A 26,683-nucleotide genomic window follows, 5' to 3' on the forward strand; every position below is an offset into this window, starting at 1 on the left:
CGGACATTGGCGGACTGCGTCGGCTTTCTGTCGTAATCCGCTGTAAATTTCTCAACTGCGGCTGTAACCCAGGCGACTTTCGTTTTCCCTATCCTCGTGAAGTGGAATGTCACGAGCGGAAAAAGGAAGCGTCTTGAAACAGTCTCATGAATCCTCGGGCGAGTTTCTCTCGAACCTGCGCGGCTGTCGCGTATCCGCGCCCATTCAAGGGCTTTGGGGCGGCGGCTGCCGGATCGTCGAATGGATCGACACGACGGGGCAAATTTCGCGACGCGTGGTCGCGGAAGATGTGACGCCCGACGAGGTGCGGGCCACGATCCGGCACCACGTTGAAGGCCGCAAGCACCGGTTGATCGACGACGAGCGGGAGCCACGGCAGACCTTGCCGCGGCGCTAAGGTTTCCCCGCGCGGCTTTCGCTGAGTCCGTCGGGCGCCTCGTCGGACTCTGCGTCGCTCGCCTGCCGCTGCATCAGCGCCTCGCGCGCGGCCGCATTGAAGAGCGGATGGTGGGCGGCTTCCGCCGGCGTCAGCACGGGCGATACGCAGCAATCCAGCGGCACCAGCAGCGCGGCCCATTCGTCGAGCGTCCGCGCGGCAATCACGTCGGCCAGGTCCTTGATCAACTGCACCGCGTCCGGTCCGGCGATCGCCTGGCCGAGACTCCAGTGGCGCGTTGCCCAGTCGGGGCGGTCGAGCGCCATGCACAGCGTTTCCCAGAATTTGAGTTCGAGCGCGCCGACGGCGAGCCAACGCCCATCGAGCGTGCGATACAGGTTGTAGCAGGGCACGCCGCCGTTCAACAGGCTGCTGCCCGCGACGGGCGCCGTGCCGTCATTGGCGAGCGCGACTTGCGCGACGACGTTGTTCGCGTACGTGCAATGCGCCATCGACACATCGACGAACCGTCCATCGCCGCCGCGCGCCACGGCCCATAGCGCGGCAAGAATCTGGTTGACTGCCGACAGCGCGCCGCCGAGCAGATCGGCGATCTGGAAGTTGGGGACGATCGGCGCGCCGTCGCGCGAAGCCAGCTGGTCGAGCACGCCCGCATAGCCGATGTAGTTCAGATCGTGCCCGGCCAGTTGCGCGAAAGGCCCGTCTGCGCCGTAGCCCGAAATCGCGCAATAGACGAGCTTCGGGTTGATCACGCGCAACACGTCATAGCCCAGGCCCAGCCGCTCCATCACGCCAGGCCGGAAGCTCTCGATCAGCACGTCCGCTTCGCGCGCGAGCGCCATCAGCACGGTGCGTCCGCCTTCAGACTTCAGATCGAGCCGCGTCTCGCGCTTGCCGCGATTCACCAGCCGGTAGAACGCACCGGGCCGTCCCGCCACGCGGTCGGCGCTGCTTTGCATCATCGTGCGCGTGGCGTCGCCGGCGCCGGGCGCTTCGATCTTCAACACGTCGGCGCCCATTTCCGCGAGCCGGAGCGTCGCGACGGGACCGGGCAACAGGCGTGTCAGATCGAGCACGCGCAAGCCCTTCAATGCGGCAGTAGACGACAATGCCCAGCCCTCCATCGATTGCTGGCGCGGCCTCGATTCCCTGTCTGTGCCTTCGCGGCGGCGAAGGGGCCGTTAGCCGATTTGTTCGAGTTCCTCGTGCGCTTCGAGCCAGTCGGCTTCGAGCGTTTCGAGACGTGCGCTGACATCTGCCTGACGGCGTATGGCCTCCGTCAGCCTGGTTTTTTGCTCGGCGGCGTAGCTGGCGGGATCGGCGACGAAGGTATCGAGCGTCGCTTTTTCCGCGTTCAGCGCATCCATTTCCTTTTCGATCTTCGCGATGCGGGTCTGCAACGGCTTCTTCAGATGCGCGAGCTTCTGGCGCGTTTCCGCTTCGAGACGGCGCTGTTCCTTGCGATTCACCGACACATCCGCGCCGTTCACATCGCCGTTCGATGCTTCCGCCTTGAGCGCCGCGCGTTGCTCGGCGGCGTGTTGCAGCAGCCAGTCGCGATAGTCGTCGAGATCGCCGTCGAACGGCTGCAGCTTGTGCTTCGCGACGAGCATAAACTGGTCCGTGGTGGCGCGCAGCAGATGCCGGTCGTGCGACACGAGGATCAGCGTGCCTTCGAACTGCGCGAGCGCCATGGTGAGTGCATGGCGCGTTTCGAGGTCGAGGTGGTTGGTCGGTTCGTCGAGCAGCAACAGGTTCGGTTTCTGCCAGATGATCAGCGCCAGCGCCAGACGCGCTTTTTCGCCGCCGGAGAAGGGCGCGATGGCGGCCGTCGCCATGTCGCCGGAGAAGTTGAAGCTGCCGAGGAAGTCGCGCAGTTCCTGTTCGCGCGTGTCGGGCGCGAGCCGCGCCAGATGCTGCAAGGGGGAATCGTCGGGCCGCAGTGTTTCCAGCTGATGCTGCGCGAAGTAGCCGATCTGCAGACCCTTGCCTTCGCGCACATGGCCGCCGAGCGGCGCCAGCGTGCCCGCGAGCGTCTTGATGAGTGTCGACTTGCCCTGGCCGTTCGCGCCGAGCAGGCCGATGCGCTGCCCGTTCTGGATGGACAGCGCGACACGCTCGACAATGGGAATCTCGCCGCCGTCCACCGCGTGATAACCGCAGCGCACCTCTTCCATCACCATCATCGGATTAGGCGCGGAGACGGGCGTGCGGAACTCGAACGTGAACGGCGACGCGATATGCGCGGGCGCGATCAGCTCCATCTTTTCGAGTGCTTTCATCCGGCTTTGCGCCTGGCGCGCCTTGGTCGCCTTTGCCTTGAAGCGGTCGACGAAGCTCTGCAGATGCTCGATGGTCTTGCGCTGCTTTTCGTAAGCGTTCTGCTGCAGCGCGAGTTGCTGCGCGCGCAGCACTTCGAACTGCGAGTAGTTGCCGCCGTACCGCTTGATCTGCTGGTTCTCCAGATGCAGCGTAACATTGCAGACCGAGTCGAGAAATTCGCGGTCGTGTGAGATCACGATCAGCGTGCCCGGATAGCGGTGCAGCCAGTCTTCGAGCCAGACGATCGCATCGAGGTCCAGGTGGTTGGTCGGCTCGTCGAGCAGCAGCAGGTCCGAACGGCACATCAGCGCCTGCGCGAGGTTCAGGCGCATGCGCCAGCCGCCCGAGAAACTGCCTACGCTCGCGCGTGTCTGTTCGAGCGTGAAGCCGAGGCCGAGCAGCAATGCCTCGGCACGCGCGGGCGCCGTATAGCCGTCTGCATCGGCGAACGCGGCGTGCGCTTCGGCTTCGGCTGCGCCGTCATGGGCGGCGGAGGCCGTGGCGATGCGCGATTCGATCGCGCGCAAGGCCGCGTCGCCGTCGAGCGTGTAGTCGAGCGCGGTCTTGTCGGCGGCGGGTGTTTCCTGCGCGACGTGCGCGATCTGCCACGACGGCGGGATCGAGACATCGCCGCCGTCCGCGTGCAGTTCGCCGAGCAGGACGGAGAACAAAGTGGATTTGCCCGCGCCGTTTGCGCCCACGAGACCGGCCTTCTCGCCGGGGTTGAGCGTGAACGTGGTTTGTTCGAAGAGCGGCTTGGTGCCGCGCGCGAGACTGAACTGGTTAAAGCGGATCACAGCAAGGCCGGCTCGAAGAAAAACGCTATTTTAGACTGCGCGGCGCGCGCTCAGGCATTGGCCGATCGGCCAGGTGGCGCGCGGCGTCGAAACACCTACACTAACGACATTCCTGGAGGGCGGCACATGGCAGCGGACAAGTCTTCGGTTTATTCCTTTTCGGCTCGCACACTGGGTGGCGAGCCGGTCAATCTCGATCGCTATGACGGCAAGGTGATGCTGATCGTCAACACGGCGAGCGAATGCGGTTTCACGCCGCAGTACGCGGGTTTGCAGAAGCTGCACGAGCAGTATGCGGCGCGCGGACTGCAGGTGCTGGGGTTTCCGTGCAACCAGTTCGGCAAGCAGGAACCCGGCGACGCCGCGCAGATCGGCGCGTTCTGTGAAAAGAACTACGGCGTCACGTTCCAGATGTTCGACAAGATCGACGTCAACGGACCGGACGCGCACCCGCTGTTCAAATTTCTGAAAGACGAGGCGCCCGGCGTGCTCGGCATCGAAGCGATCAAATGGAACTTCACGAAGTTCCTCGTCGACCGCAGCGGCAAGGTCGTCAAGCGCTACGCGCCCACCACGAAACCCGAAACGATCACCGACGACATCGAAGCGCTGCTGTAAGCGCGCGTCACAGGATCGGCGCGAAGAGCCGCGCGACATGCATCAACACGCGCCGCAGCGCGGGCGCGTTGCGATACTCGCTGCGGTCGATCTCGAACGATTCGGCGAAGTCGCGCAGCAGCATTTCTTCGACTTCGAGCGCGAAGCCGTGATCCACGGTCAGCACCATGATCTCGAAGTTCAGGCGGAACGACCGGTTGTCGAGATTCGCGCTGCCCACGGCTGCCGCGACGTCGTCGATCAGCACCACCTTCTGATGCAGAAAGCCCGGCCGGTAACGGAACACGCGCACGCCCGCGCGGATCGAGTCGTACGCGTAGAGTTTGGACGCTTCGAACACGACACGGTGGTCGCGCCGGCACGGAATCAGGATGCGCACGTCGACGCCGCGTAGCGCCGCGAGCCGCAAGGCCGCGAACACGGCTTCGTCGGGCACGAGGTAGGGCGTGGTGATCCAGACCCGCTCGCGCGCCGCATTGATCGCTTCGACGAAAAAGAGCGAGCAGGTCTCCTGCTTGTCGGCCGGGCCCGTCGGCACGACGAGGCAGTGCATGCCGTCGCCAGGCCCCGCGGGTGGCGGCGAGTCGAAGTGCGGCAGATCCTGCGTGGCCCAGTACCAGTCTTCCGTGAACACGAACTGGATGCTGGCGACGGCGGGGCCGCGCACTTCTATGTGCGTGTCGCGCCACGGTGACAGGGGCGGCTTGCCGCCCAGATACTCGACGCCGACGTTGTGTCCGCCGACAAACGCACGCTCGCCATCCACCACGACGATCTTGCGGTGATTGCGGAAGTTGAGCTGGAAACGGTTGACGAACTGCCGGTTCGTCGCGAACGGATGCATCTGCACGCCGCCCGCGAGCAGCGAAGCGACATAGCGGTGCGGCAGGTCGAAGCTGCCGATGCTGTCGTACAGCACGTACACGCGCAGGCCTTGCGCGGCCTTTGCGAGCAGCGCGTCCTTGAGCATCTCGCCGAGCGCATCGGCGCGCACGATGAAGAACTGCACGACGATGTAGCGCTGCGCGTTTTCGATCGCATCGAGAATCGCGGCGAACGTCGCTTCGCCGTTCACGAGCGTGCGCACGTGGTTACCGGGCAGAAACGGCATGCCCGACAGGCGCGTGAGCGAGCGTACGAAATGATGGCCGAGCGCTTCCGTCGGACGGCCATGCGACGAGGCTTCCGTATCCCACTCCGGCGGATGCGCGCGGGTGCGCAGCGTTTCGTTCTCGAGGCGGCGCGCGTCCGCGTAACCGGCGAACTTGCTGCGCCCGAGGAACAGATACGGAACCAGCGTCAGATACGGCATCGCGACGAGCGACACCGCCCACGCGATCGCGCCTTGCGATGTGCGGGTATGCAATATGGCGTGGCAGGCCGCGATCACGCCCAGCGCGTGGGCGAGAAACACAAGCGTGCCGATGTGAAGCAGATCGAATTGCATAAGCGTGCGAGCGATGGCCTTCCGCTGCGCGTAGTTGACTTCGTGGCGGCACTTATCGAGGCCGGGCTCGCGTGACTGACTACTTGACTGAGCTTCAATACCGGGCGACAGCAGCGCGGTCGCGCTCATATTACCGAAAGCGCCCGCGTCGCGGTCGGCGCTTCGTCAATGCGTGAAGGGCTTTTTGCGCAATTCGATGCTTTTGCACATCGAATGCGCGGGCTGAAAAGCACGCGACGCACGGCGCCCAGGCGGGCGGCGTGCGTCGTGTCGTGCGTGGATCAGAAGCGTGCGGCCGTCGGATTCGTCAGTTACCGGGCAGATCGCTGGCCTGGATCAGGAACACGTTGTCGTCGCCGGCGCTGGTCGACATCCACACCAGGTCGAGGCCGCCAAACGCCGCTTCGACATGCGCGCGCTCGTTGCCGATCTCGACCACCAGCACGCCTTCGTCGGTCAGCCAGTTGCGGGCATCGGCGATGATGCGGCGCACGATATCCATGCCGTCCGCGCCGCCCGCGAGCGCCATTTCCGGCTCGTGTTTGTATTCGGCGGGCAGCGCCTTCATCGATTCCGCGTTCACGTACGGCGGATTGGTGATGATCACGTCGTAGCGGCGCTCGGGCAGCGGCGCGTACAGATCGCCTTCGAACAGTGCGACGCGTTCGTCCAGCTCGTAGTCGTGGACATTGCGTGCCGCGACTTCGAGCGCGGCGGGCGACAGATCGACGGCGTCGATGTCGGCATTCGGGAAGGCGTGCGCCGCGAGAATCGCGAGGCACCCGGAGCCCGTGCACAATTCGAGCACCGCGCCAACCTGTTCGGGGTCCTCGACGTACGGCTGCAAGCCGTCCTGCAGCAGCTCGCCGATGAACGAGCGCGGCACGATCACGCGCTCGTCGACATGGAAGCGATAGCCGTGCATCCACGCTTCCTGCGTGATGTAGGCGGCCGGCACGCGATCCTTCGCGCGCCGCTCGACCACTTTCAGCACCGCGTCGATTTCTGCGGACGTGAGGCGCGCATCGAGAAACGGCTCGAGCAGGTCGATGGGCAGATGCAGCGTGTGCAGGACAAGATACGCGGCTTCGTCATAAGCGTTCGACGAGCCGTGGCCGAACGCCAGGCCGGCCTGGTTGAACTGCGTCACCGCATGGCGCAGCACATCGCGAACCGTGGAAAACGGATGAGTCATGGTCTGGGCCCTCCGTCAGGCGATCAGTTGTTCGAGCACGCGTCGATAGACGTTCTTGAGCGGCTCGATATGTGCAACTTCGATATGTTCGTCGATCTTGTGGATGCTCGCATTCAACGGCCCAAATTCGATCACCTGCTTGCAGATGCGCGCGATGAAGCGGCCATCGGACGTGCCGCCCGTGGTGGACAGTTCCGTCGTGAGACCCGTTTCGGCGTGGATCGCGCTTTCCAGCGCATTCGACAACTCGCCGCGCGGCGTCAGAAAGGGCAGGCCGCTCACGGTCCACTTCAGGTCGTACTCGAGGCCATGCTTGTCGAGGATCTGATGCACGCGGCTTTGCAGTCCTTCAACCGTGCTCGCCGTCGAAAAGCGGAAGTTGAACATCACTTCCGCGTGGCCCGGAATGATGTTGGTCGCGCCCGTGCCGCTGTGGATGTTCGAAACCTGCCAGGTGGTGGGCGGGAAATACTCGTTGCCTGCGTCCCAATGCTCGGCGACCAGTTCGGCGAGCGCGGGGGCGAGCAGATGCACCGGGTTCTTCGCCAGATGCGGATAGGCGATGTGCCCTTGCACGCCCTTGACGGTCAGCTTGCCCGACATCGAACCCCGGCGGCCGTTCTTCACCATGTCGCCGAACTGCACGCTCGACGTCGGCTCGCCCACCACGCAATAGTCGAGACGCTCGCCGCGCGCCTGCAGCGCTTCGACGACCTTCACGGTGCCGTCCGTTGCAGGGCCTTCTTCGTCGCTGGTGATAAGAAAGGCGAGCGAACCGCGATGCTGCGGATGCGCGGCGACGAACTCTTCGCTTGCCACCACGAAGCCCGCGATCGACGCTTTCATGTCGGCGGCGCCGCGTCCGTACAGCTTGCCGTCGCGATGGGACGGTTCGAACGGCGCGGAGGTCCATTGATCAAGCGGGCCCGTCGGCACGACGTCGGTGTGACCCGCGAACGCGAGCAGCTTGCCGTCCTGGCCCGCGGTGCCGCGCTTGACGGCCCACAGGTTCGTCACGCCGTTCGATTCGATCGTTTCGCATTCGAAGCCGATCGCGGACAGGCGCTCGATCAGCAGGCGCTGGCAGTTCTGGTCGTCGGGCGTGACGGACGCGCGGCCGATCAGGGCTTCGGTAAGGGCAAGGGTGCCGGACATCGATTCAGTTCCTTCCAACCAGCAGGTGAGACGCGCGCGTAACCGCCACGCTTGAATCCAGGGGTGAAAAAATGCCGGCCCGAGCGGGCCGGCAACAGCTTTTACATGCGTGCGCCGAAGCGCAGAAAGCTCAGGCGAACAGCGACGCGTAATTGTCCGCCGAGAAGCCCAGCGTCTTCACACGCCCGTTCACGACGATCACAGGCCGCTTGATGATCGACGGTTTGTGGATCATCAGCGCGATCGCGCCGGCGGTCGTGCCGGCTTCGGCCTTGTGCACGTCCGACAGGCCGCGCCAGGTCGTGCCGCGCTTGTTGATGAGCTGATCGAGCGGCACATCCTTGAGCCAGTCTTCAATCAGCTTGTCGTTCACGCCGGCCTTCTTGAAGTCGTGAAACTCGAACTCGACGCCGTGTTCCTCGAGCCACACGCGCGCCTTCTTCACGGTGTCGCAATTCGGAATGCCGTAGACGACGGTCGTAGCGGAAGCGCGTGCCACGATCAGTCGCCTCGCAGCAGTTCGTTCAGGCCGACCTTCGCGCGCGTTTTGGCGTCGACCTTCTTGACGATCACCGCGCAATACAGGCTGTGCGAGCCGTCCTTCGACGGCAGGTTGCCCGCCACCACCACCGAGCCCGCCGGAATGCGGCCATACGTGACTTCGCCCGTTTCGCGGTCGTAGATCTTGGTGCTCTGGCCGAGGTACACGCCCATCGAAATGACCGAGTTCTCTTCGACGATCACGCCTTCCACGACTTCCGAGCGCGCGCCGATGAAGCAGTTGTCTTCGATGATGACGGGGTTGGCCTGCAGCGGCTCCAGCACGCCGCCGATGCCCACGCCGCCCGACAGGTGCACGTTCTTGCCGATCTGCGCGCACGAACCGACGGTGGCCCACGTGTCGACCATCGTGCCTTCGTCGACGTAGGCGCCGATGTTGGTGTACGACGGCATCAGCACCACGTTCTTCGCAATGTACGAGCCGCGGCGCGCGATGGCGGGCGGCACGACGCGGAAGCCGCCGGCGGCGAAGTCTTCAGCCGTGTAGTTGGCGAACTTCGACGGCACCTTGTCGTAGAACTGCGAGTAGCCGCCAGCCGGCATCGGCGCGTTGTCTTCGAGGCGGAACGACAGCAGCACGGCCTTCTTCAGCCACTGGTTGACGACCCAGTCGCCATCCTTCTTTTCGGCGACGCGCAGCGCGCCCTTATCGAGCTGCTCGATGGCATGCGCGACGGCTTCGCGCACGTCGGCGGGCGCGGCCTTCGGCGACAGGTCGGCGCGGTTGTCCCAGGCGGTATCGATGATCTGCTGAAGTTGTTGCGACATGTTCGTGGTGCTCTTTCGAGAAGGTTGAAATCGGAAAGCGGGTGAGAGCGGAGCGCAACGGCGGCGCTCCATGCGGCCTGTGAGAAATGCCGGATCTAGCTTTTCAGCGAGCGGCAGAACTCGACGATGCGCCGCGCGCCCTCCGTGCATTCGTCGACGCCCGCGACCAGGGCGAGGCGGACGAAATCGCGACCGGGGTTCGTGTCGTGCGCGGTGCGCGCGAGAAACGAGCCGGGCAGAACCGTCACATTATAGTCGGCGTACAGGCGGCGGGCGAACTCGTCGTCCGACAGGCCCGTGCGCGCGACGTTCGCCCACAGGTAGAACGCGGCGTCGGGCAGCCTGACGTCGAGCACGTCGGCGAGCATCGGCGTGACGGTCGAGAACTTCTGCACGTACATTGCGCGGTTTTCGCGCACATGCGCTTCGTCGCTCCACGCAGCAATGCTCGCAGTTTGAAAGACCGTCGACAAGGCGGCGCCGTGATAAGTCCGGTATAGCAGGAACTGCTTGAGAATGGCCGCGTCGCCCGCGACGAAGCCCGAGCGCATGCCCGGCACGTTCGAGCGCTTGGACAGGCTCGACAGCATCACGAGCCGCTCGAAACCCCGGCCGAGCTTGTGCGCCGCTTCCAGACCGCCGAGCGGCGGACGCGCCTCGTCGAAATAGATCTCCGAGTAGCATTCGTCCGACGCGATCACGAAGCCGTGACGGTCCGACAGTTCGAACAGCTCGCGCCAGTCGTCGAGCGTCAGCACGGCGCCCGTCGGGTTGCCCGGCGAGCAGACGTAGAGCAGCTGGGTGCGCGCCCAGACGTCGTCGGGAATGGCGGAGTAATCACACGCGAAGTTGCGGGCCGGGTCGCTGTTGGCGAAGTACGGCTGCGCGCCCGCCAGCAGCGCCGCGCCTTCGTAGATTTGATAGAACGGGTTCGGACAGAGTACGATCGCAGGCTCGCCGCGAGCGTTTTTCTTCGGGTCGATCACCGTCTGCGCCAGTGCGAACAGCGCCTCGCGCGAGCCGGACACGGGCAGCACCTGGGTGGCGGGGTCGACGTGCGGCAGGTTGTAGCGCTGTCCGACCCACTTCGCGATCGCTTCGCGCAGCGCCGGCGTGCCGAGCGTGAGCGGATAGGCTGCAAGACCGCCGAGCGAATCGATCACGGCTTGTTTGATCAGCTCGGGCGTCGGATGTTTCGGCTCGCCGATCCCGAAGCTGATGTGCGCGAGACTGGCGGGCGGCGTGACGTCCTTGAAGAGCAGGCGCAGCTTTTCGAAGGGATAGGACTGAAGGGAGTCGAGTAGCGGATTCACTTGGCGGTTCGGCGTAGGTTCGGCGTGTTGCAGGACGGATTGTCGGACGGACACAGGCTGACACAGCGAAAGCGGCGCGCGGCGGACACGATGCGCAAGGCCTCGGATGCGGCGGCATCGAAACGGCTGCGCGGCACCGGCGACGAGCGGTCGATTATAGCGTGTCGGCGGGCTGCGGCACGGCGCATCGTCCATCTGGACAAGGCTTTGCGGCGCCGGCAACGAGATGGGCGCGACCGGCGCGGTGCGCCCGGCACACAGAAGAAAGCGGAGACACAATGCGGGCAGTCACCGGATGCAACGGTAACGGATTCAGCGGCAACGGCTGGCAGCGATCACGCGCCGCCTGCGGCAATCAGCAGTACAACAAGGGCAACAACGGCAACAAGGGCAACACGCAACGCAAGGCAGTCATGCAAGACACGCTGGGCGCCGGCGGGAGCGCCGCGCGATGAATCTCTCGCTTCGCAACACTGTGGGCAACGCGTGGCCGACGCTCGCGATCATGCTGGGCGCGTCGGTGTGGGGCATGGTCTGGTATCCGCTGCGCATGCTGCACGCGCTGGGCGTGACGGGCACGGCCGCGAGCGCGCTGACGAGCGGCGCGGGATGCCTGTTCGTGCTGCTCGTGCGGCGCAGTGCGATCAAAACGATGCGCTGGCACTGGCTGCTCCCCGCGCTCGCGCTGTTCGCGGGCATCACCAATCTTGGCTTCGTGTGGGGCGCGATCCACGGCCAGGTGATGCGCGTGCTGCTGCTTTTCTATCTGACGCCGGCATGGACCGCGCTGTTCGCGCATTTCATCCTGCACGAGCGCCTGACGTGGGCGGGCGCGGGGCTCGCGGCGCTGTCGCTAGCGGGCGCGATGATGATGCTGTGGTCGCCGCAACTCGGCATTCCCGTGCCCGGCAGCCTCGCCGAATGGGCGGGGCTCGCGGCGGGCATGTCCTTCGCGATGAGCAACGTGCTGATCCTCAAGACGAGCCGCGTGCTGCCCGGCATGAAGGCGGAGATGCGCACGGCCGTGATCTTCGGCGGCGCGGCGATCTTCGGCGGCTGCGCGTCGTTCTTCGAATCGATGCCCGCGCCGCCGGCGGGCGAGCACATCGGCATGGCCGTGTTTCTCGTGCTTGCCATCGGCTTCGTGCTCGCCACCAACAACATGCTCGTGCAATACGGACTCGCGCGCGTGCCTGCCAACCGGGCGTCGATCATCATGCTGTTCGAGATCGTCATTACGGCGCTAACGGCATGGCTGTTCGCGGGCGAAGTCCCTGGTCCGCGCGAATGGGCGGGCGGCGCGTGCATCGTGCTGGCGTCGGCGCTGTCGAGCTGGGTGCATCGCGCGAAGGCTGCGGAGAAGACGGACACGGGCAAGGACGGAAACGCCGACGGCAACGGTAAGAATCGGCCACGCGCGATGGTATGATTGCCCCTCATTGGCCGGCGGTGCAGCGTAGGGCGCACCGCGGCGCCGGAATCGCAGCGGGCTCGCGCTACATCGTGCCGTCAGTCGGGGGGTGAACCTCGTGGCGGTTCGCACATGAACCCGCGCGTTCCGTTTCCATAAATTATTTCTCAAACAGCGAAATCGCCGTGCGTCTGACCTCGATCAAACTCGCTGGCTTCAAGTCATTCGTCGATCCCACGCATTTCCAGGTTCCGGGCCAGCTCGTCGGCGTGGTCGGTCCCAACGGTTGCGGCAAGTCCAACATCATCGATGCCGTGCGCTGGGTGCTCGGCGAATCGCGCGCCTCGGAGCTGCGCGGCGAATCGATGCAGGACGTGATCTTCAACGGCTCGACGGCGCGCAAGCCGGGTAGCCGCGCCAGCGTCGAACTGGTGTTCGACAACGCCGACGGCCGCGCCGCCGGCCAGTGGGGCCAGTATGCCGAAATCGCCGTCAAGCGCGTGCTGACGCGCGACGGTACGTCGAGCTACTACATCAACAATCTCCCCGCGCGCCGCCGCGACATCCAGGACATCTTCCTCGGCACGGGCCTCGGGCCGCGTGCGTACGCGATCATCGGGCAGGGCATGATCGCGCGGATCATCGAGGCGAAGCCCGAAGAACTGCGCGTGTTCCTCGAAGAAGCCGCGGGTGTGTCGAAGTACAAGGAACGCCGCCGCGAAACCGAGAACCGTCTGCACGACACGCGCGAGAATCTGACGCGCGTCGAAGATATCGTCCGCGAGTTGACGGCGAATCTGGAAAAGCTCGAAGCGCAGGCTGTCGTCGCGACGAAGTACAAGCAACTGCAGGCCGAAGGCGAAGAGAAGCAGCGCCTGTTGTGGCTGCTGCGCAAGAACGAAGCGGGCACCGAGCAGGACAGGCAGAAACGCGCGATCGAACAGGCGCAGATCGACCTCGAAGCGCAAACGGCGAAGCTGCGCGAAGTCGAAGCGCAGCTCGAAACGCTGCGCGTCGCGCATTATTCGGCCAGCGACGCGATGCAGGGCGCACAGGGCGCGCTGTACGAAGCGAACGCCGAAGTGAGCCGTCTCGAAGCCGAAATCAAGTTCATCGTCGAATCGCGCAACCGCGTGCAGGCGCAGATCGCCGCGCTGACGGCGCAGCGCGAGCAGTGGCTCGCGCAGGCACAGAAGGCCCAGGACGATCTCGAAGACGCCGAAATCCAGCTCGGCGAAGGCGAAGAGAAGGCGGTGATCGCCGAAGAGACGGCGGCCGCGAAGCACGACGCGATGCCCGCGCTCGAAGCGCGCTGGCGCGATGCGCAGGCGCAACTGAATGAAGAGCGCGCGGGCATTGCGCAGACCGAGCAGGCGCTCAAGCTCGAAGCCGCGCACCAGCGCAACGCCGACCAGCAGTTGCAGCAGTTGCAGCAGCGGCAGGAACGTCTGAAGACGGAAGCGGGCGGGCTCGACGCACCCGACGAGGCGCAGCTCGAAGAACTGCGCATGCAGCTTGCCGAGCACGAAGAGATTCTGAGCGAAGCGCAAGCGCGTCTCGCCGATGCGCAGGACACGCTGCCGCGTCTGGACGGCGAGCGCCGCGCCGCGCAGGAACGCGTGCAGGCGGAGAGCGCGCAGATCCATCAGCTCGAAGCACGTCTGGGCGCGCTGCGCCAGTTGCAGGAAAACGTGCAGACGGAAGGCAAGATCCAGCCGTGGCTCGACAAGCACGAGTTGGGCGCGCTGCCGCGTCTGTGGAAGAAGCTGCATGTCGAAGCCGGTTGGGAAACGGCGCTCGAATCCGTGCTGCGCGAGCGTCTTGCCGCGGTCGAAGTGTCGAATCTCGACTGGGTGAAACACTTCGTCAGCGACGCGCCGCCCGCCAAGCTCGCGTTCTACGCGCCGCCCGCGGCCGGTCAGCCGGTGGCGGCGCCGGCGTCGCTGCGGCCGTTGCTTTCCCTGGTGCGCATCGACGACGCTGGCATCCGCGCGGTGCTCAACGATTGGCTCGGCAATGCGTTCATCGCCGACGATCTGCCCCAGGCGCTGTCGATGCGCGCGCAATTGCCGGAAGGCGGCGCGTTCGTCGTGAAGGCCGGGCACGTGGTGACGCGCGTCGGCGTGCAACTGTACGCGGCGGATTCCGAGCAGGCAGGCATGCTCGCGCGTCAGCAGGAAATCGAAAACCTGACGCGCCAGGTGCGCGCGCAGGCGCTGCTCGCCGAAGAGGCGAAGGCGGCCGCGATTCGCGCGGAAGCCGCGCATACGCAGGCATCGAACGCGTTGACGGAAGTGCGCCAGCAGGCCGAGCGCGCGACCCAGCGCGTGCACGCGCTGCAGATGGACGTGCTCAAGCTCACGCAGGCGCACGAACGCTACACGCAGCGCAGCACGCAGATCAGCGAGGAGCTCGAAGAGATCACCGCGCAGATCGACGAGCAACGCGCGTTGCGTGCCGAATCGGAGGCGAACTTCGAGCGTCACGACAGCGAACTCGCGCAATTGCAGGCGCGTTTCGAAGACAACCAGCTCGCGTTCGAATCACTCGACGAAGAACTCGGCAACGCGCGCAACGAAGCACGCGATCTCGACCGTGCCGCCACCGATGCACGCTTTGCCGCGCGCAACTCGGCGAACCGTATCGACGAGCTCAAGCGCAGCATCCAGGTCGCGCACGAGCAGAGCGAGCGCGTCGCCGGTTCGCTCGAAGACGCGCGCGCCGAGCTCGAAACCATCAACGAGCAGACGGCGCACACCGGCTTGCAGGACGCGCTCGAAATCCGCCGCACGAAGGAAGAGGCGCTGCACGCGGCGCGTCTCGAACTCGACGATCTGACGGCGAAGCTGCGTGCGTCGGACGAACTGCGTCTGACTACCGAGCGCGCATTGCAGCCGTTGCGCGACCGCATCACCGAATTGCAGTTGAAGGAGCAGGCGGCACGCCTGAACGCCGAGCAGTTCATCGAGCAGCTGACGGCGGCGGGTGTCGACGAAGCCGATTTGCAGGCGAAGCTCACGCCGGACATGAAGCCGTCGTACCTGCAGGGCGAAGTCACGCGCATCAACAACGCGATCACCGCGCTCGGGCCCGTCAACATGGCCGCGCTCGACGAGCTGAAGGCGGCGTCCGAACGCAAGACTTTCCTCGACGCGCAATCGGCCGACCTGACCAACGCAATCGAAACGCTCGAAGACGCGATCCGCAAGATCGACCAGGAAACGCGCACGCTGTTGCAAGGCACGTTCGACCAGGTGAACCATCATTTCGGCGAGCTGTTCCCGCGTCTCTTCGGCGGCGGCCAGGCGAAACTCATCATGACGGGCGACGAGATTCTCGACGCCGGCGTGCAGGTGATGGCGCAGCCGCCGGGCAAGAAGAACTCGACGATTCACCTGCTGTCGGGCGGTGAAAAGGCGCTGACGGCGACGGCTCTCGTGTTCGCGATGTTCCAGCTGAATCCGGCGCCGTTCTGTCTGCTGGACGAAGTGGACGCGCCGCTCGACGACGCTAACACCGAACGTTTCGCGAATCTCGTGCGTGCGATGTCGGAGAAGACGCAGTTCCTGTTCATTTCCCACAACAAGATCGCGATGGAAATGGCGCAGCAACTGATCGGGGTGACGATGCAGGAGCAGGGCGTCTCGAGGATCGTGGCCGTCGACATGGAAACGGCTGCGGGATTTGTCCAGAATATCGTTTAAACGTCCACCCGCGCGTCGCTTCGGCTGCGCGGGTGTTGCTGAAACAGAACTCTGAATACGCTGCGCGTCTGTGCCCGCAGCGGCGGCGCGTGTCACTTACGGTGTCACCTGCCAGCCGCGCGAACCTGGCGCTGCGCGCAACGACGAAAAGAATTGCAGATGGAGCGTGCATGGACGAGTTGACACTCGGATTGATTGGCGCGGGCGCCGTGGTGGTCGGGGGAGTGGTGGTCTACAACGCGTGGCAGGGTGCGAAGGTGCGCCGCAGGATGCCGCGGCCGATGCCCGCCGATGCGGCGGACCCGCTCGTCCGGGACGACCAGGTCGAGCAAAGCCCGTTCATCGAGCCGGCGCGCCCGACGACGCGCCGCGAATCCGCCGCGGGCGAGCCGGCGGAAGCCGCGCGCGTCGAGCCGACTTTCGGCGGCGCCGCGCCGCTCGACACGCCAGCGGACATTCAGGCAGAGAACACCTCGCCGAACGGTTTTCCCGAGGATGAAGAAGCCGCTCAGCCGGCTGCCGAAGTGCAGGCCGACGACGAGCGCAACGAGCCGATTTTGCCCGCTGCCACGACGATTTCGTCGGCGCCGCCCGCGATCGTCGATCGGCGTATCGACTGTATCGTGCCGATCAGGCTGTCGTCTCCCGTGGCGGGCGACAAGGTGCTGCCGCTCGCGCAGCGTCTGCGCCGCGCGGGCAGCAAGCCGGTGCACATCGAGGGCAAACCGGAAGGCGGCGGCGCGTGGGAACTTCTGCAAAACGGCGTGCGCTACGAAGACCTGCGCGCGGCTGCGCAGCTTGCGAATCGCAGCGGCCCGCTCAACGAACTGGAGTTTTCCGAGTTCGTTACGGGTGTCCAGCAATTCGCCGATGCGCTCGACGCATCGCCGGAGTTTCCGGACATGATGGAAACGGTGTCGATGGCGCGCGAGCTCGACGGCTTTGCTGCGCAATGCGACGCGCAACTGTCGATCAACGTGCTGTCCGACGGCGCGCCGTGGTCGGCGAACTACGTGCAGGCCGTCGCGTCGCAGGACGGGCTGCTGCTGTCGCGCGACGGCACGCGCTTCGTCAAGCTCGACGTGAAGCAAAGCCCGGTGTTCATGCTGCAGTTCGGCGACACCAACTTCCTGCGCGACGACCTCACGTACAAAGGCGGCCAGATGATCACGCTGGTGCTCGACGTGCCCGTCGCCGACGAAGACATCCTGCCGTTCCGCCTGATGTGCGATTACGCGAAGTCGCTGGCCGAGCGCATCGGCGGGCGCGTGGTCGACGATGGCCGGCGGCCGCTGCCGGAGAGTGCGCTGCTCGCGATCGAGCAACAGTTGATGACGCTTTACGCGAAGCTCGAGCAGGCGGGGATTCCCGCTGGCTCGCCAGCAACGCGGCGACTGTTCAGCCAGTAAGCCTGCAACACAGGTTACGCGACGAAGCTTCGTCTTCGCCGGGCCAACAACAGGGCCAACAACGGGGCCAACAACAGGGCCAACACCCGGACAAACCGCCTGTCGCGCGCCGCCGCTTCAGGCGGTTTTCATTTGAATCTCGCCTTTCGCACAGGTGCTTGCAGCGCACACTGCGGCAGGCCTTATCCCACGTCGTCCTGCCATGGTTGGCCGCTGATCCACGCCTTGATCGCGGCGACCACTGCCTTGTCCCTTCCATAGAACCCATGATGCGACGAAGCCTCGCAAGGTTCGCCGCGCACATCGCCGCCATGCACGGTGATCAGCGCGTACTGGCCGCTCTCCGCGATGCGTCGTAGCGCTTCATACGAGCAGAGGAAGCAGCCGTCGTCGGCGTGGTGCACGAATAGCTGGCGCGGGCGAATCGAGCCGTAATCGAAGCCGATCAACGGCGTGGCGCGGCCGCGTGCGGGACTGCTGAGCGTGGACGTATGCACGACGGCGTCCCAGACATCGGGCAACGCGCGGCCCACATAAGCCGTCGAGATCGTGCCGCGGCTCGTGCCGACCAGTACGAGTTTCGCGTCAGGGAGGCGGCCATGCAGGCTGGCTGCGACCTGGGCGAGATCCCGCGCGGAACTTGGCGACGCGCGGAACGCATCGGAGTAGCCGCGAGGTTGATCGGATGGGGCATCGACGATCGCCGTCGCGAACTGCGCGTCCACGAATAGCTGGCGTGCGCGAACCAGGAAGTTGTTCTTCTCGCGCATGTGGATCGTGCCGTCGGGCTGTTGCGACAGTTCGAGATCTCCGGCGCTGCCCGGGAACATCACCAGCACCCAACGCGGCGCGCTGCCGTCCTGCTGCGTGAGCAGATAGGAGATCGACGCGCCCTTGGCGAGCGGCACGCTGACCACTTGCTCGCTCGCGCTTGCGTCTGGTGCGCTCAAAAGGGCGAGCGCACCCAGAAGCACGAGCAGCGAATGGACGAAGCGAACGAAGCGGACGGCGATAGCGGGCATGGCGACAGGTTCTCCCAGTCGATGCGTGCCAATGTGGATCAAGGCACGCGATGGACGGCAGGCGACACGGTCGCATTGCGAGCCGCGCGCTGTCAACGGTTTGCGCGCGAACTAGCCGATCGGCCAGGACTTGTAGGAATACCGTCGTGCTGGGTTTGCGCGCGCACGAAACTGGCCATCCGGCCGATGCGACAGGAAGCGCTTCCTGAGATAATCTGACATCCCGTTACCATCCGCGAAACGCTGACAGCATGGCCCGAACCAACGTCCCTGATCCAGCAACCAGCGCACCCGCCGAGCGGGCGTTGTGGCTGCGCGCCGAACTCGAGCGCGCGAACCACGCGTACTACGTGCTCGACCAGCCGGACTTGCCCGACGCGGAATACGACAGGCTGTTCAAGGAACTGCAGCAGGTCGAAAGCGAGCATCCCGATCTCATCACGCCGGATTCCCCCACGCAGCGGGTCGGCGGCGAAGTGGCGAGCGGCTTTCAGCCCGTCGTGCACGACATGCCCATGCTGTCGCTGAACAACGGTTTTTCGGATGAAGACATCGCGGCTTTCGACAGGCGCGTGTCGGACGCGCTGCACGAAGAGACCGTCGACTACGCGTGCGAACTGAAGTTCGACGGCCTGGCCATTTCGCTGCGCTACGTGGACGGCCAGTTCACGCAGGCGTCCACGCGCGGCGACGGCGCGACGGGCGAAGACGTGACGCAGAACGTGCGTACCATCCGCTCTATACCTTTGAAGCTCAAGGGCAAGCGCGTGCCGAAGCTACTCGACGTGCGCGGCGAAGTGTTGATGTTCAAGCGCGACTTCGACAAGCTGAACCAGCGTCAGCGCGACGCCGAACAGCGTGAGTTCGCGAACCCGCGCAACGCGGCGGCGGGCAGCTTGCGGCAACTGGATTCGAAAATTACCGCGCAGCGTCCGCTGTCGTTCTTCGCCTATGGGATCGGCGTGCTCGACGGCTTCGAGTTGCCCGCTACGCACAGCGAGCTGCTCGACTGGTATCACGAGATGGGCTTGCCCGTGAACAGCGAGCGCGCGGTCGTGCAGGGCGCTGAAGGGCTGCTTGGCTTCTTCCACAAAGTGGGCGAGAAGCGCGACAAGCTGCCGTACGACATCGACGGCGTCGTCTATAAGGTGAACCGCCGCGATCAGCAGGAGGCGCTCGGTTTCGTGTCCCGCGCCCCGCGCTTTGCGCTCGCGCACAAGTTCCCGGCGCAAGAGGCGTTGACGAAGCTCGTCGCCATCGACGTGCAGGTTGGCCGTACAGGCGCGATCACGCCCGTCGCGCGACTCGAGCCGGTGTTCGTCGGCGGCGCGACCGTGACGAACGCGACGCTGCACAACGAGGACGAAGTGCGTCGCAAGGACATTCGTATCGGCGACACCGTGATCGTGCGGCGCGCTGGCGACGTGATCCCCGAAGTGGTCGGCGCGCTGCTCGACCGGCGTCCGGCCGACGCGCACGAGTTCGTCATGCCGACGCAATGCCCCGTGTGCGGCTCCGCCATCGAACGGCTGCCGGACGAAGCGATCGCGCGCTGCTCGGGCGGCCTGTTCTGTCCGGCGCAGCGCAAACAGGCGCTGTGGCATTTCGCTCAGCGCCGCGCGCTCGATATCGACGGCCTGGGCGAAAAGATCATCGATCAACTCGTTGAACTGAATCTGGTGCGCACACCCGCCGATCTCTTCAACCTGGGCTTTGCGACGCTCGCCGAACTCGACCGCTTTGCGGAAAAGTCCGCGCAGAACCTCATCGACTCGCTCGAGAAGGCCAAGCACACCACGCTCGCGCGCTTCATCTACGCGCTCGGCATCCGGCATGTCGGCGAATCAACGGCGAAGGATCTGGCGAAGCACTTCGGCTCGCTCACGCCGATTATGGATGCGTCGGTCGAAGCGTTGCTCGAAGTCAACGACGTCGGTCCCATCGTCGCGGAGGCGATTCATCAGTTCTTTGCCGAGGAACACAACCGCACTGTCATCGAGCAGTTGCGCGCGCCCGGCAAGGTGACATGGCCTGAAGGGCCGCCCGCGCCGAGGGCGCCGCAGGGCGTGCTGGCCGGCAAGACGGTCGTGCTGACGGGCACGCTGCCCAATATGGGCCGCGACGAAGCGAAGGAGTTGCTGGAGGCGGCCGGCGCGAAGGTGGCCGGCTCGGTGTCGAAGAAGACCGATTACGTGGTGGCGGGTGCCGAAGCGGGCAGCAAGCTCGCAAAGGCCGAGGAACTCGGCATCCCCGTGCTCGACGAAGATGGTATGCGTAAGCTCCTGGAGGGGCAGACAACATGATTCACGAAATCCTCAAGATGGGCGATCCGCGCCTGCTGCGCATCGCCAAGCCAGTCGATCATTTCGACACGCCCGAACTGCACGAACTCGTCCGGGACATGTTCGAGACGATGCATGACGCCAATGGCGCCGGGCTCGCCGCGCCGCAGATCGGCGTCGATCTTCAGGTCGTCATCTTCGGATTCGGCCATAACGAGCGGTATCCCGACGCGCCTTCCGTACCGGAAACGGTGCTGATCAACCCGACCATCACGCCCGTTTCTCTGGACACAGAAGAGGGCTGGGAAGGCTGCCTGTCGGTGCCGGGCCTGCGCGGCGCGGTGAGCCGGCTGTCCATGATCCGCTATCACGGCTTCGACCAGTTCGGCAAACCGATCGATCGCGTCGCCGAGGGCTTCCATGCGCGCGTCGTTCAGCATGAGTGCGATCATCTGATCGGCAAGCTGTATCCGATGCGTATCACGGACTTTTCCAAGTTCGGCTTTACCGAGGTGCTGTTTCCCGACCTCGATCCGAAATCGGACGATTGAGTTTCAGACGTCGAAAATGAAAAAGCCCGCGCGAGCGGGCTTTTTCATGTCGAGCGGCGCCGATGGACGGCGCCCGATCTCAGAACGACTCGTCCGGACCGAGATAGCGCCACTGTCCGGGGGGCAATGCGCCGAGCATGACGTGACCCATCCGCACGCGCTTGAGGCCGACGACATGCAATCCAACCAGCTCGCACATACGACGAATCTGGCGCTTCTTGCCTTCACGCAGCACGAAGCGCAGTTGCTCGCCGTTTTGCCAGCTGACCATTGCGGGCTTGAGCGGCACGCCGTCCAGCTCGAGGCCGTGGCGCAACTGCGCAAGACGTTCCGGCGGGAAGTGGTGTTCGACGTCCGTTTCAACGTCGCCGTAGGCGACGCGCACCAGATATTCCTTGTCGATTTCCGAATGGCCGCCGATCAACTTCTTCGCGACGCGGCCGTCCTGCGTCAGCACCAGCAGGCCCGTCGAGTCGATGTCGAGGCGGCCCGCCGGCGCGAGTTGGCGCAGGTGCGCGACCGAGAAGCGCGTGTCCGTGTGATCGCCGTCCCAATGGTTCTCGGGTTTGACGAGCGTCACGGCCGGCTCGTAGCCATCTTCCGCCTGGCCCGACACGAAGCCGACCGGCTTGTGCACAAGGATCGTCACCAGCTTCATCTGCATGGCTTGCGCGGCGGGATCGATCTGGATGTCGGCGTCGGGGCGAACCTTCGTGCCGAGCGTATCGATGACGACGCCGTCGACGGTCACCCAGCCTTTCTCGATCCATTCGTCCGCTTCGCGGCGCGAGCACAGGCCGAGTTCGGACATCAGCTTCGACAGGCGCAGGTTGCCGGGCGCGTCGTTGTATTCGCCCTCGTCGCGATGCCGCGGGGCGGCCTCCGGGCGAGCCTTGCGCGCTGGTTTCGGGGCGGCGCGGTCGAATTGGGCTGGGCGGTCGAAGCTGTCGTCGAGCGAGCGCGGGTCGCGTTTTGCTTTCACTGCGCGCGGTGCGGCCTTAGGCGGCGCGTCGTCGGTGCGGCTCGCGTAGGCGCTTTTGACGGGCTTCGCGTAGGTGCGTTCGACGCGGGCTTCCGGGGCGTCGCTGCGTGGGCGGCGGTCGGTGGCGGCTTCGCGCCCGGCACCGAAGCGTGAGCGGGGCGATTCGCTGCGTTCGCGGGGTGCGCTGCGTTCGTTGCTCTCACGGGAGAAACGCGGAGCACTGCGGCGTTCGTCGCCTTCGCGCGGAGCGCGGGGTGCCCGGCGTTCGTCGCCATCACGCGGAGCGCGAGGCGCGCGGCGTTCGTCGCCATCGCGGGAGAAGCGCGGCGCGCTACGGCGTTCATCGCCTTCACGCGGGGCGCGAGGCGCGCGGCGTTCGTCGCCATCGCGGGAGAAGCGCGGTGCGCTACGGCGTTCGTCACCCTCACGCGGAGCACGAGGCGCGCGGCGTTCGTCGCCATCGCGGGAGAAGCGTGGTGCGCTACGGCGTTCGTCACCCTCACGCGGAGCCCGGGGCGCGCGGCGTTCGTCGCCATCGCGGGAGAAGCGTGGTGCGCTACGGCGTTCGTCACCCTCACGCGGTGCGCGAGGCGCGCGGCGTTCGTCGCCATCACGGGAGAAGCGCGGTGCGCTGCGGCGTTCGTCACCCTCACGCGGAGCGCGAGGTGCGCTACGGCGTTCGTCGCCTTCACGCGGTGCGCGAGGCCCACGGCGTTCGTCACTTTCACGCGCGAAACGTGGCGCGCGCTCCGCTGCGCCCGCCGAAGCGTCGCCACGCGAAGGACGATCCGACGGCGCGCGTCGTTCGGTCCGGTCACCCGTCGAGCGCCGTTCGAACGAACCGGAATCGCCGCGTTCGCGTGAACCCGTGCCCGCTGCACGCGCGGGCCGATCGCCGAAGCGCGGTGACGCGCCGTCACGCGCACCCGCCGGCTTGCCGGCAGGGCGCCTCGGTACTTCGCCGCTCGCCGTTGCGCCGCGGCGCGCCGTGCTTGCGCCCGCTGAGCCGGCGCCGCCGCGCGGCCCCGTTGAAGAAGCACCTTTGGCTGGGGCGGCGGGCCGCGTCGTCTTGCGTGCCGTCGTGCTGCCCGGACGCACAGGGGTGCGCTCGGACGAACTCGGCCGCGGATGCTTGGCTGTCAGTTTGACTCGCATGAAATCTCACACTGCGATCGCGCGCAGCAGCTCCGTTTCGACCTGGATTTGTCGTCGGTTGTCAGAGAGGCCGTGTCCGTCGAGTAGGAACACGTCCTCGACGCGTTCGCCGAGTGTATTGATCCGCGCCGCATGGACGCCGACCCGGTGCTCGGCCAGCACGCGCGCGATCGAATAAAGAAGGCCCGGCCGGTCGTTGGCCGACACGGACAGGATGTAATACTGGCCGCGCTCGTCGGCCCGCAGGTCGACGCGCGGCGTCACGGGGAACGTGCGCGACAGGCGCGACAAACGGCCCTTCGACGGTTCCGGCAACAGCGTGCCTTCCGCCCTCAGGCGCTCCGCCAGTTCCTGTTCGACGAGGTTGGCGATGTCGCGATAGTGGACGTCCTGCTCGGTATGCGCAACGAGGAAGTTGTCGAGCGCATAGCCGTGTCGCGTGGTGCTCACGCGCGCATCGAGCACGGACAGCGAATTGCGGTCGAAATACGCGCAGATGCCCGCGAACAGATCGGGACGGTCTTTCACGTAGACGAGCACCTGCAGCGCCTCGCCGATAGGCGAAGGCCGCGCGCGCACGATCGGCGTCTCCGTCTCGACGTGACGGTGCAGCACGCGCGTTTGCCACGCGATGTCGGCGGCGTCGTGGCGCAGGAAGTAGCCGACGTCGAGCTTGTCCCACAGCGCGCGGTGCGCGTTCTCGGGCACCGTTTCGAGGCGCAGCAGCGCGAGCGCTTCTTCCTGGCGCTGCTTGAGTTCCGAATGCGCGTCCGGACGGGCACCGCCGAGCACGGCGAGCGTCGCACGGTACAGGTCTTCGAGCAGCTTGCCTTTCCACGTGTTCCAGACTTTCGGGCTGGTGCCGCGAATGTCGGCCACCGTCAGCAGATAGAGCGCCGTCAGGCGCCGCTCGGTGCCGACCAGATCGGCGAACCGCTTGATCACTTCCGGGTCGCTCGTGTCCTGCTTCTGGGCGACCTGGCTCATCGTCAGGTGATGCTGGACGAGCCAGACGATCAGCGAGGTGTCGTCGCTGGAAATGTCGTGCTCGCGACAGAAGCGGCGCGCGTCGGCCATGCCGAGGGTGGAGTGATCGCCGCCGCGGCCCTTCGCGATGTCGTGGAACAGCGCGGCCACGTACAGCACGTATGGCCGCTCGAAGTTCACGATCAGCTGGCTGCAGAACGGGTATTCGTGCGCGTGCTCGGCCACCGCGAAGCGCCGCATGTTCCGAAGCACCATCAGGATGTGCTGATCGACCGTATAGACGTGATACAGATCGTGCTGCATCTGTCCGACGATACGTCGGAAGTTCAGCAGATAGCGCCCAAGCACGCTGGTCTGGTTCATCAGACGCATCGCATGCGTGACGCCCTGCGGCTGTTTGAGGATTTCCATGAAGAGGCGCCGGTTTTCCGGATCGCGCCGCCAGCGGTGGTCCATCTTGTCGCGCGCGTTGTACAGCGCGCGCAGCGTGCGCGCCGACAACCCTTTTACGCCGGGCGTCTCTTCATACAGCAGGAAGGCTTCGAGGATCGCGTTCGGCTCGCGCTCGAATACGTCGTCGCTGGCGATTTCCAGCATGCCCTGTTTCTCGACGAAACGATCGGACAACACACGCGTAATACCGCTCGTGCTAGGAAAAAGCTGCGCTTCGATGTTCTGGATCAGAATGGTCGACAGCTGCGTGACGGCTTTGGCGGCCCAGTAATAGCGGCGCATCAGCTGTTCGCTGGCGCGGCGCGTGGACGTGGCCTTGAAGCCGAAGCTCTCGGCGAGCGGATTCTGCAGGTCGAAGACCAGAATGTCCTGGCGACGCCCCGCCAGCACGTGCAGACGGGCGCGCAGCGCCTTCAGGAAGCCTTCGTTGCGGCGCAGTTCGCGTGCTTCACGGTCGGTGATCAGGCCGCGCGCGTCCAGTTCGCGCCAGCTGCTGCCGAAGCCCGCTGCCTGCGTGATCCACAGAATCAGTTGAAGGTCGCGCAGGCCGCCCGGACTTTCCTTGACGTTCGGTTCGAGCGAGTAAGGCGTGTCCTGGAATTTCGCGTGACGCTGGCGCATTTCCAGGACTTTCGCCTGAAAGAACGCGCGGGGATCGAGAGCGTCGCGGTAGCGCAGCGAAAAGCTCTCAAACAGCGTCGTGCTGCCGACGATACGCCGCGCTTCGAGCAACGAAGTCTGCACGGTGACGTCATTGGCCGATTCCTCGATGCATTGCGACACCGTGCGTACGCTGCTGCCCAGTTCCAGCCCCAGATCCCACGCGAGCCCGATGAAGCGCTCGATGCGCGCTTCGAGATGCGCCACCGGCTCGTCGGGCAGCAGCACCAGAATGTCGATGTCGGAGTGGGGCGCGAGCTCGCCGCGCCCGTAGCCGCCGACGGCCAGCAGCGCCAGCGACGCAGGCAGTTCGCACGCGGCCCACGCGCCGCGCAGCGCGTCGTCGGTGATGCGCGCGAGCGCGTGCATCAACGTGTCGACATTGGTCGCAGTCTTGAAGCGATCGAGCAGCGGGGTCTTGGCCACCTTGTAGTCCGCCTTGAGAGACGTGGCATCGGAAAGGGCGACAGCGTGAACGCTACTCATAGGCGGCGGGTGGCGGGAAGAGGATCAGGCTGTGGCGGCGGCCGCGATCTGCGGGCGGGCGGGCGTGCCGGCGGAAACAGTCAGCACTTCGTAGCCGGTCGGCGTGACGAGAATAGTGTGCTCCCATTGCGCCGACAGGCTGCGGTCCTTCGTCTTGACTGTCCATTGGTCGGGCATCGTGCGGATGTCGCGGCGGCCAGCGTTGATCATCGGCTCGATCGTGAAGATCATGCCCGCCTGCAGTTCGATGCCCGTGCCGGGGCGGCCGTAATGCAACACCTGCGGATCGTCGTGGAAAACCTGGCCTATGCCATGGCCGCAATACTCGCGCACGACGCTGTAGCCGAGGCCTTCCGCGTGCTTCTGGATGGCATGGCCGATGTCGCCGAGATGCGCGCCCGGGCGCACCTGCTCGATGCCGAGCCACATGCATTCGTACGTGGTCTGGACGAGGCGCTTCGCCATGATCGAGCCCTCGCCGACGATGAACATGCGGCTCGTATCGCCGTAGTAGCCGTTTTTGATAACGGTGACGTCGATATTGAGCGCGTCGCCGTTCTTCAGCGCCTTGTCGCCGGGGATGCCGTGGCAGATCACGTCGTTCACCGACGTGCAGACCGCCTTCGGAAACGGCGGATAGCCCGGCGGCTGGTAGTTCAGCGGCGCGGGAATCGTGCCCTGCACGTTCGTCATGTATTCGTGGCATAGACGGTCGAGTTCGCCCGTCGTGACGCCGGGTTTGACGAACGGCGTGATGTAGTCGAGCACCTCGCTCGCGAGCCGTCCGGCGATGCGCATCTGCGCGATATCGTCTTCGTTTTTGAGCGTAATAGCCATGAGTCGGGCCTGAAATGCGGTTTATCGTGTAATTATCGCACCTTATTCACGCGATCGCTGGAAATTGCGGGGCGCGAAGGTTGGCAGCGGCGCTTGCGGCGGGCGTTGCGCGCGGCCTTGCCGGGCGGCCGGGTTGCGCGCGAGCGGGGCGTTACGGTGCAACCCGCGGCG

General features: G+C 65.4%; 20 protein-coding genes. 8 read left to right on the forward strand and 12 right to left on the reverse strand.

Annotated elements, in window-relative coordinates; translation table 11 throughout:
• Nucleotides 1-133: 133 nt before the first annotated feature.
• Nucleotides 134-397, forward strand: a complete 264-nt coding sequence (locus C2L66_RS06430) for a DUF2866 domain-containing protein (protein WP_035991350.1) — start codon at nt 134-136, stop codon at nt 395-397.
• Here C2L66_RS06430 and C2L66_RS06435 read toward each other — a convergent pair.
• The gene (locus tag C2L66_RS06435; RefSeq protein WP_098021538.1) at nt 394-1,521 is read right to left on the reverse strand and encodes a CaiB/BaiF CoA transferase family protein; all 1,128 of its coding nucleotides are present in this window, start codon (nt 1,519-1,521) and stop codon (nt 394-396) included. The genes C2L66_RS06430 and C2L66_RS06435 overlap by 4 nt on opposite strands.
• A gap of 57 nt (nt 1,522-1,578) precedes the next feature.
• Nucleotides 1,579-3,516, reverse strand: a complete 1,938-nt coding sequence (locus C2L66_RS06440) for an ATP-binding cassette domain-containing protein (protein ID WP_060601290.1) — start codon at nt 3,514-3,516, stop codon at nt 1,579-1,581.
• A gap of 126 nt (nt 3,517-3,642) precedes the next feature.
• Here C2L66_RS06440 and C2L66_RS06445 point away from each other — a divergent pair, with 126 nt between their 5' ends.
• Nucleotides 3,643-4,134 (forward strand): glutathione peroxidase, encoded by a 492-nt coding sequence (locus C2L66_RS06445; RefSeq protein ID WP_054934456.1) that lies wholly within the window; start codon nt 3,643-3,645, stop codon nt 4,132-4,134.
• 7 nt (nt 4,135-4,141) lie between these two features.
• Here C2L66_RS06445 and cls read toward each other — a convergent pair whose 3' ends face one another.
• The 6 genes from cls to dapC form a co-directional block, all read right to left on the reverse strand.
• Nucleotides 4,142-5,581, reverse strand: a complete 1,440-nt coding sequence (gene cls, locus C2L66_RS06450) for a cardiolipin synthase (protein ID WP_054934466.1) — start codon at nt 5,579-5,581, stop codon at nt 4,142-4,144.
• Between the two features lie 307 nt (nt 5,582-5,888).
• The gene (prmB, locus tag C2L66_RS06455) at nt 5,889-6,776 is read right to left on the reverse strand and encodes a 50S ribosomal protein L3 N(5)-glutamine methyltransferase (protein WP_054934457.1); all 888 of its coding nucleotides are present in this window, start codon (nt 6,774-6,776) and stop codon (nt 5,889-5,891) included.
• A 15-nt stretch (nt 6,777-6,791) separates the two neighbouring features.
• Complete coding sequence (dapE, locus tag C2L66_RS06460) at nt 6,792-7,931, reverse strand: succinyl-diaminopimelate desuccinylase (RefSeq protein ID WP_060602712.1); 1,140 nt, start codon at nt 7,929-7,931, stop codon at nt 6,792-6,794.
• 130 nt (nt 7,932-8,061) lie between these two features.
• Complete coding sequence (locus tag C2L66_RS06465; protein WP_054934458.1) at nt 8,062-8,430, reverse strand: ArsC family reductase; 369 nt, start codon at nt 8,428-8,430, stop codon at nt 8,062-8,064.
• A gap of 2 nt (nt 8,431-8,432) precedes the next feature.
• A complete protein-coding gene (dapD, locus tag C2L66_RS06470; RefSeq protein ID WP_035990804.1) occupies nt 8,433-9,260 on the reverse strand; it encodes a 2,3,4,5-tetrahydropyridine-2,6-dicarboxylate N-succinyltransferase in 828 nt (275 codons plus the stop codon).
• A gap of 95 nt (nt 9,261-9,355) precedes the next feature.
• A complete protein-coding gene (gene dapC, locus C2L66_RS06475) occupies nt 9,356-10,573 on the reverse strand; it encodes a succinyldiaminopimelate transaminase (RefSeq protein WP_060602709.1) in 1,218 nt (405 codons plus the stop codon).
• A gap of 278 nt (nt 10,574-10,851) precedes the next feature.
• Between dapC and C2L66_RS40545 the strand changes: the two genes are divergently transcribed.
• From C2L66_RS40545 to C2L66_RS06490, 4 genes are all read left to right on the forward strand, one after another.
• Nucleotides 10,852-11,028, forward strand: coding sequence for a hypothetical protein (locus tag C2L66_RS40545; protein ID WP_158512159.1), 177 nt, complete (start codon nt 10,852-10,854; stop codon nt 11,026-11,028).
• Nucleotides 11,025-12,002, forward strand: a complete 978-nt coding sequence (locus C2L66_RS06480; protein ID WP_060601287.1) for a DMT family transporter — start codon at nt 11,025-11,027, stop codon at nt 12,000-12,002. Before C2L66_RS40545 ends, C2L66_RS06480 begins: the two co-directional genes overlap by 4 nt.
• A gap of 167 nt (nt 12,003-12,169) precedes the next feature.
• A complete protein-coding gene (gene smc, locus C2L66_RS06485; RefSeq protein WP_060601284.1) occupies nt 12,170-15,688 on the forward strand; it encodes a chromosome segregation protein SMC in 3,519 nt (1,172 codons plus the stop codon).
• 170 nt (nt 15,689-15,858) lie between these two features.
• Nucleotides 15,859-17,097 (forward strand): cell division protein ZipA C-terminal FtsZ-binding domain-containing protein, encoded by a 1,239-nt coding sequence (locus tag C2L66_RS06490; RefSeq protein WP_060601283.1) that lies wholly within the window; start codon nt 15,859-15,861, stop codon nt 17,095-17,097.
• 182 nt (nt 17,098-17,279) lie between these two features.
• Here the strand turns inward: C2L66_RS06490 and C2L66_RS06495 are convergent, their stop codons facing one another.
• The gene (locus C2L66_RS06495; RefSeq protein ID WP_060601282.1) at nt 17,280-18,119 is read right to left on the reverse strand and encodes an alpha/beta fold hydrolase; all 840 of its coding nucleotides are present in this window, start codon (nt 18,117-18,119) and stop codon (nt 17,280-17,282) included.
• Between the two features lie 251 nt (nt 18,120-18,370).
• Between C2L66_RS06495 and ligA the strand changes: the two genes are divergently transcribed.
• Nucleotides 18,371-20,422, forward strand: coding sequence for an NAD-dependent DNA ligase LigA (gene ligA, locus C2L66_RS06500; protein ID WP_060601281.1), 2,052 nt, complete (start codon nt 18,371-18,373; stop codon nt 20,420-20,422).
• Complete coding sequence (gene def / locus C2L66_RS06505) at nt 20,419-20,952, forward strand: peptide deformylase (RefSeq protein ID WP_007580570.1); 534 nt, start codon at nt 20,419-20,421, stop codon at nt 20,950-20,952. Before ligA ends, def begins: the two co-directional genes overlap by 4 nt.
• A 79-nt stretch (nt 20,953-21,031) precedes the next feature.
• On the opposite strand, the gene C2L66_RS42265 is transcribed toward def, so the two are convergent.
• From C2L66_RS42265 to map, 3 genes are all read right to left on the reverse strand, one after another.
• Nucleotides 21,032-21,934 carry a pseudouridine synthase gene (locus tag C2L66_RS42265; RefSeq protein WP_082434034.1) on the reverse strand — a complete coding sequence of 301 codons (903 nt, stop codon included), beginning with the start codon at nt 21,932-21,934 and terminating at the stop codon, nt 21,032-21,034.
• 1,161 nt (nt 21,935-23,095) lie between these two features.
• The gene (locus C2L66_RS06520) at nt 23,096-25,675 is read right to left on the reverse strand and encodes a [protein-PII] uridylyltransferase (protein WP_054934470.1); all 2,580 of its coding nucleotides are present in this window, start codon (nt 25,673-25,675) and stop codon (nt 23,096-23,098) included.
• Between the two features lie 24 nt (nt 25,676-25,699).
• Entirely contained in the window at nt 25,700-26,512 is an 813-nt protein-coding gene (gene map, locus C2L66_RS06525) for a type I methionyl aminopeptidase (RefSeq protein ID WP_054934471.1), read from the reverse strand.
• Between the last annotated feature and the right edge of the window lie 171 nt (nt 26,513-26,683).

The sequence above is a fragment of the Paraburkholderia caribensis genome (assembly GCF_002902945.1).
In the GTDB taxonomy this organism is placed as follows: Bacteria; Pseudomonadota; Gammaproteobacteria; order Burkholderiales; family Burkholderiaceae; genus Paraburkholderia; species Paraburkholderia caribensis.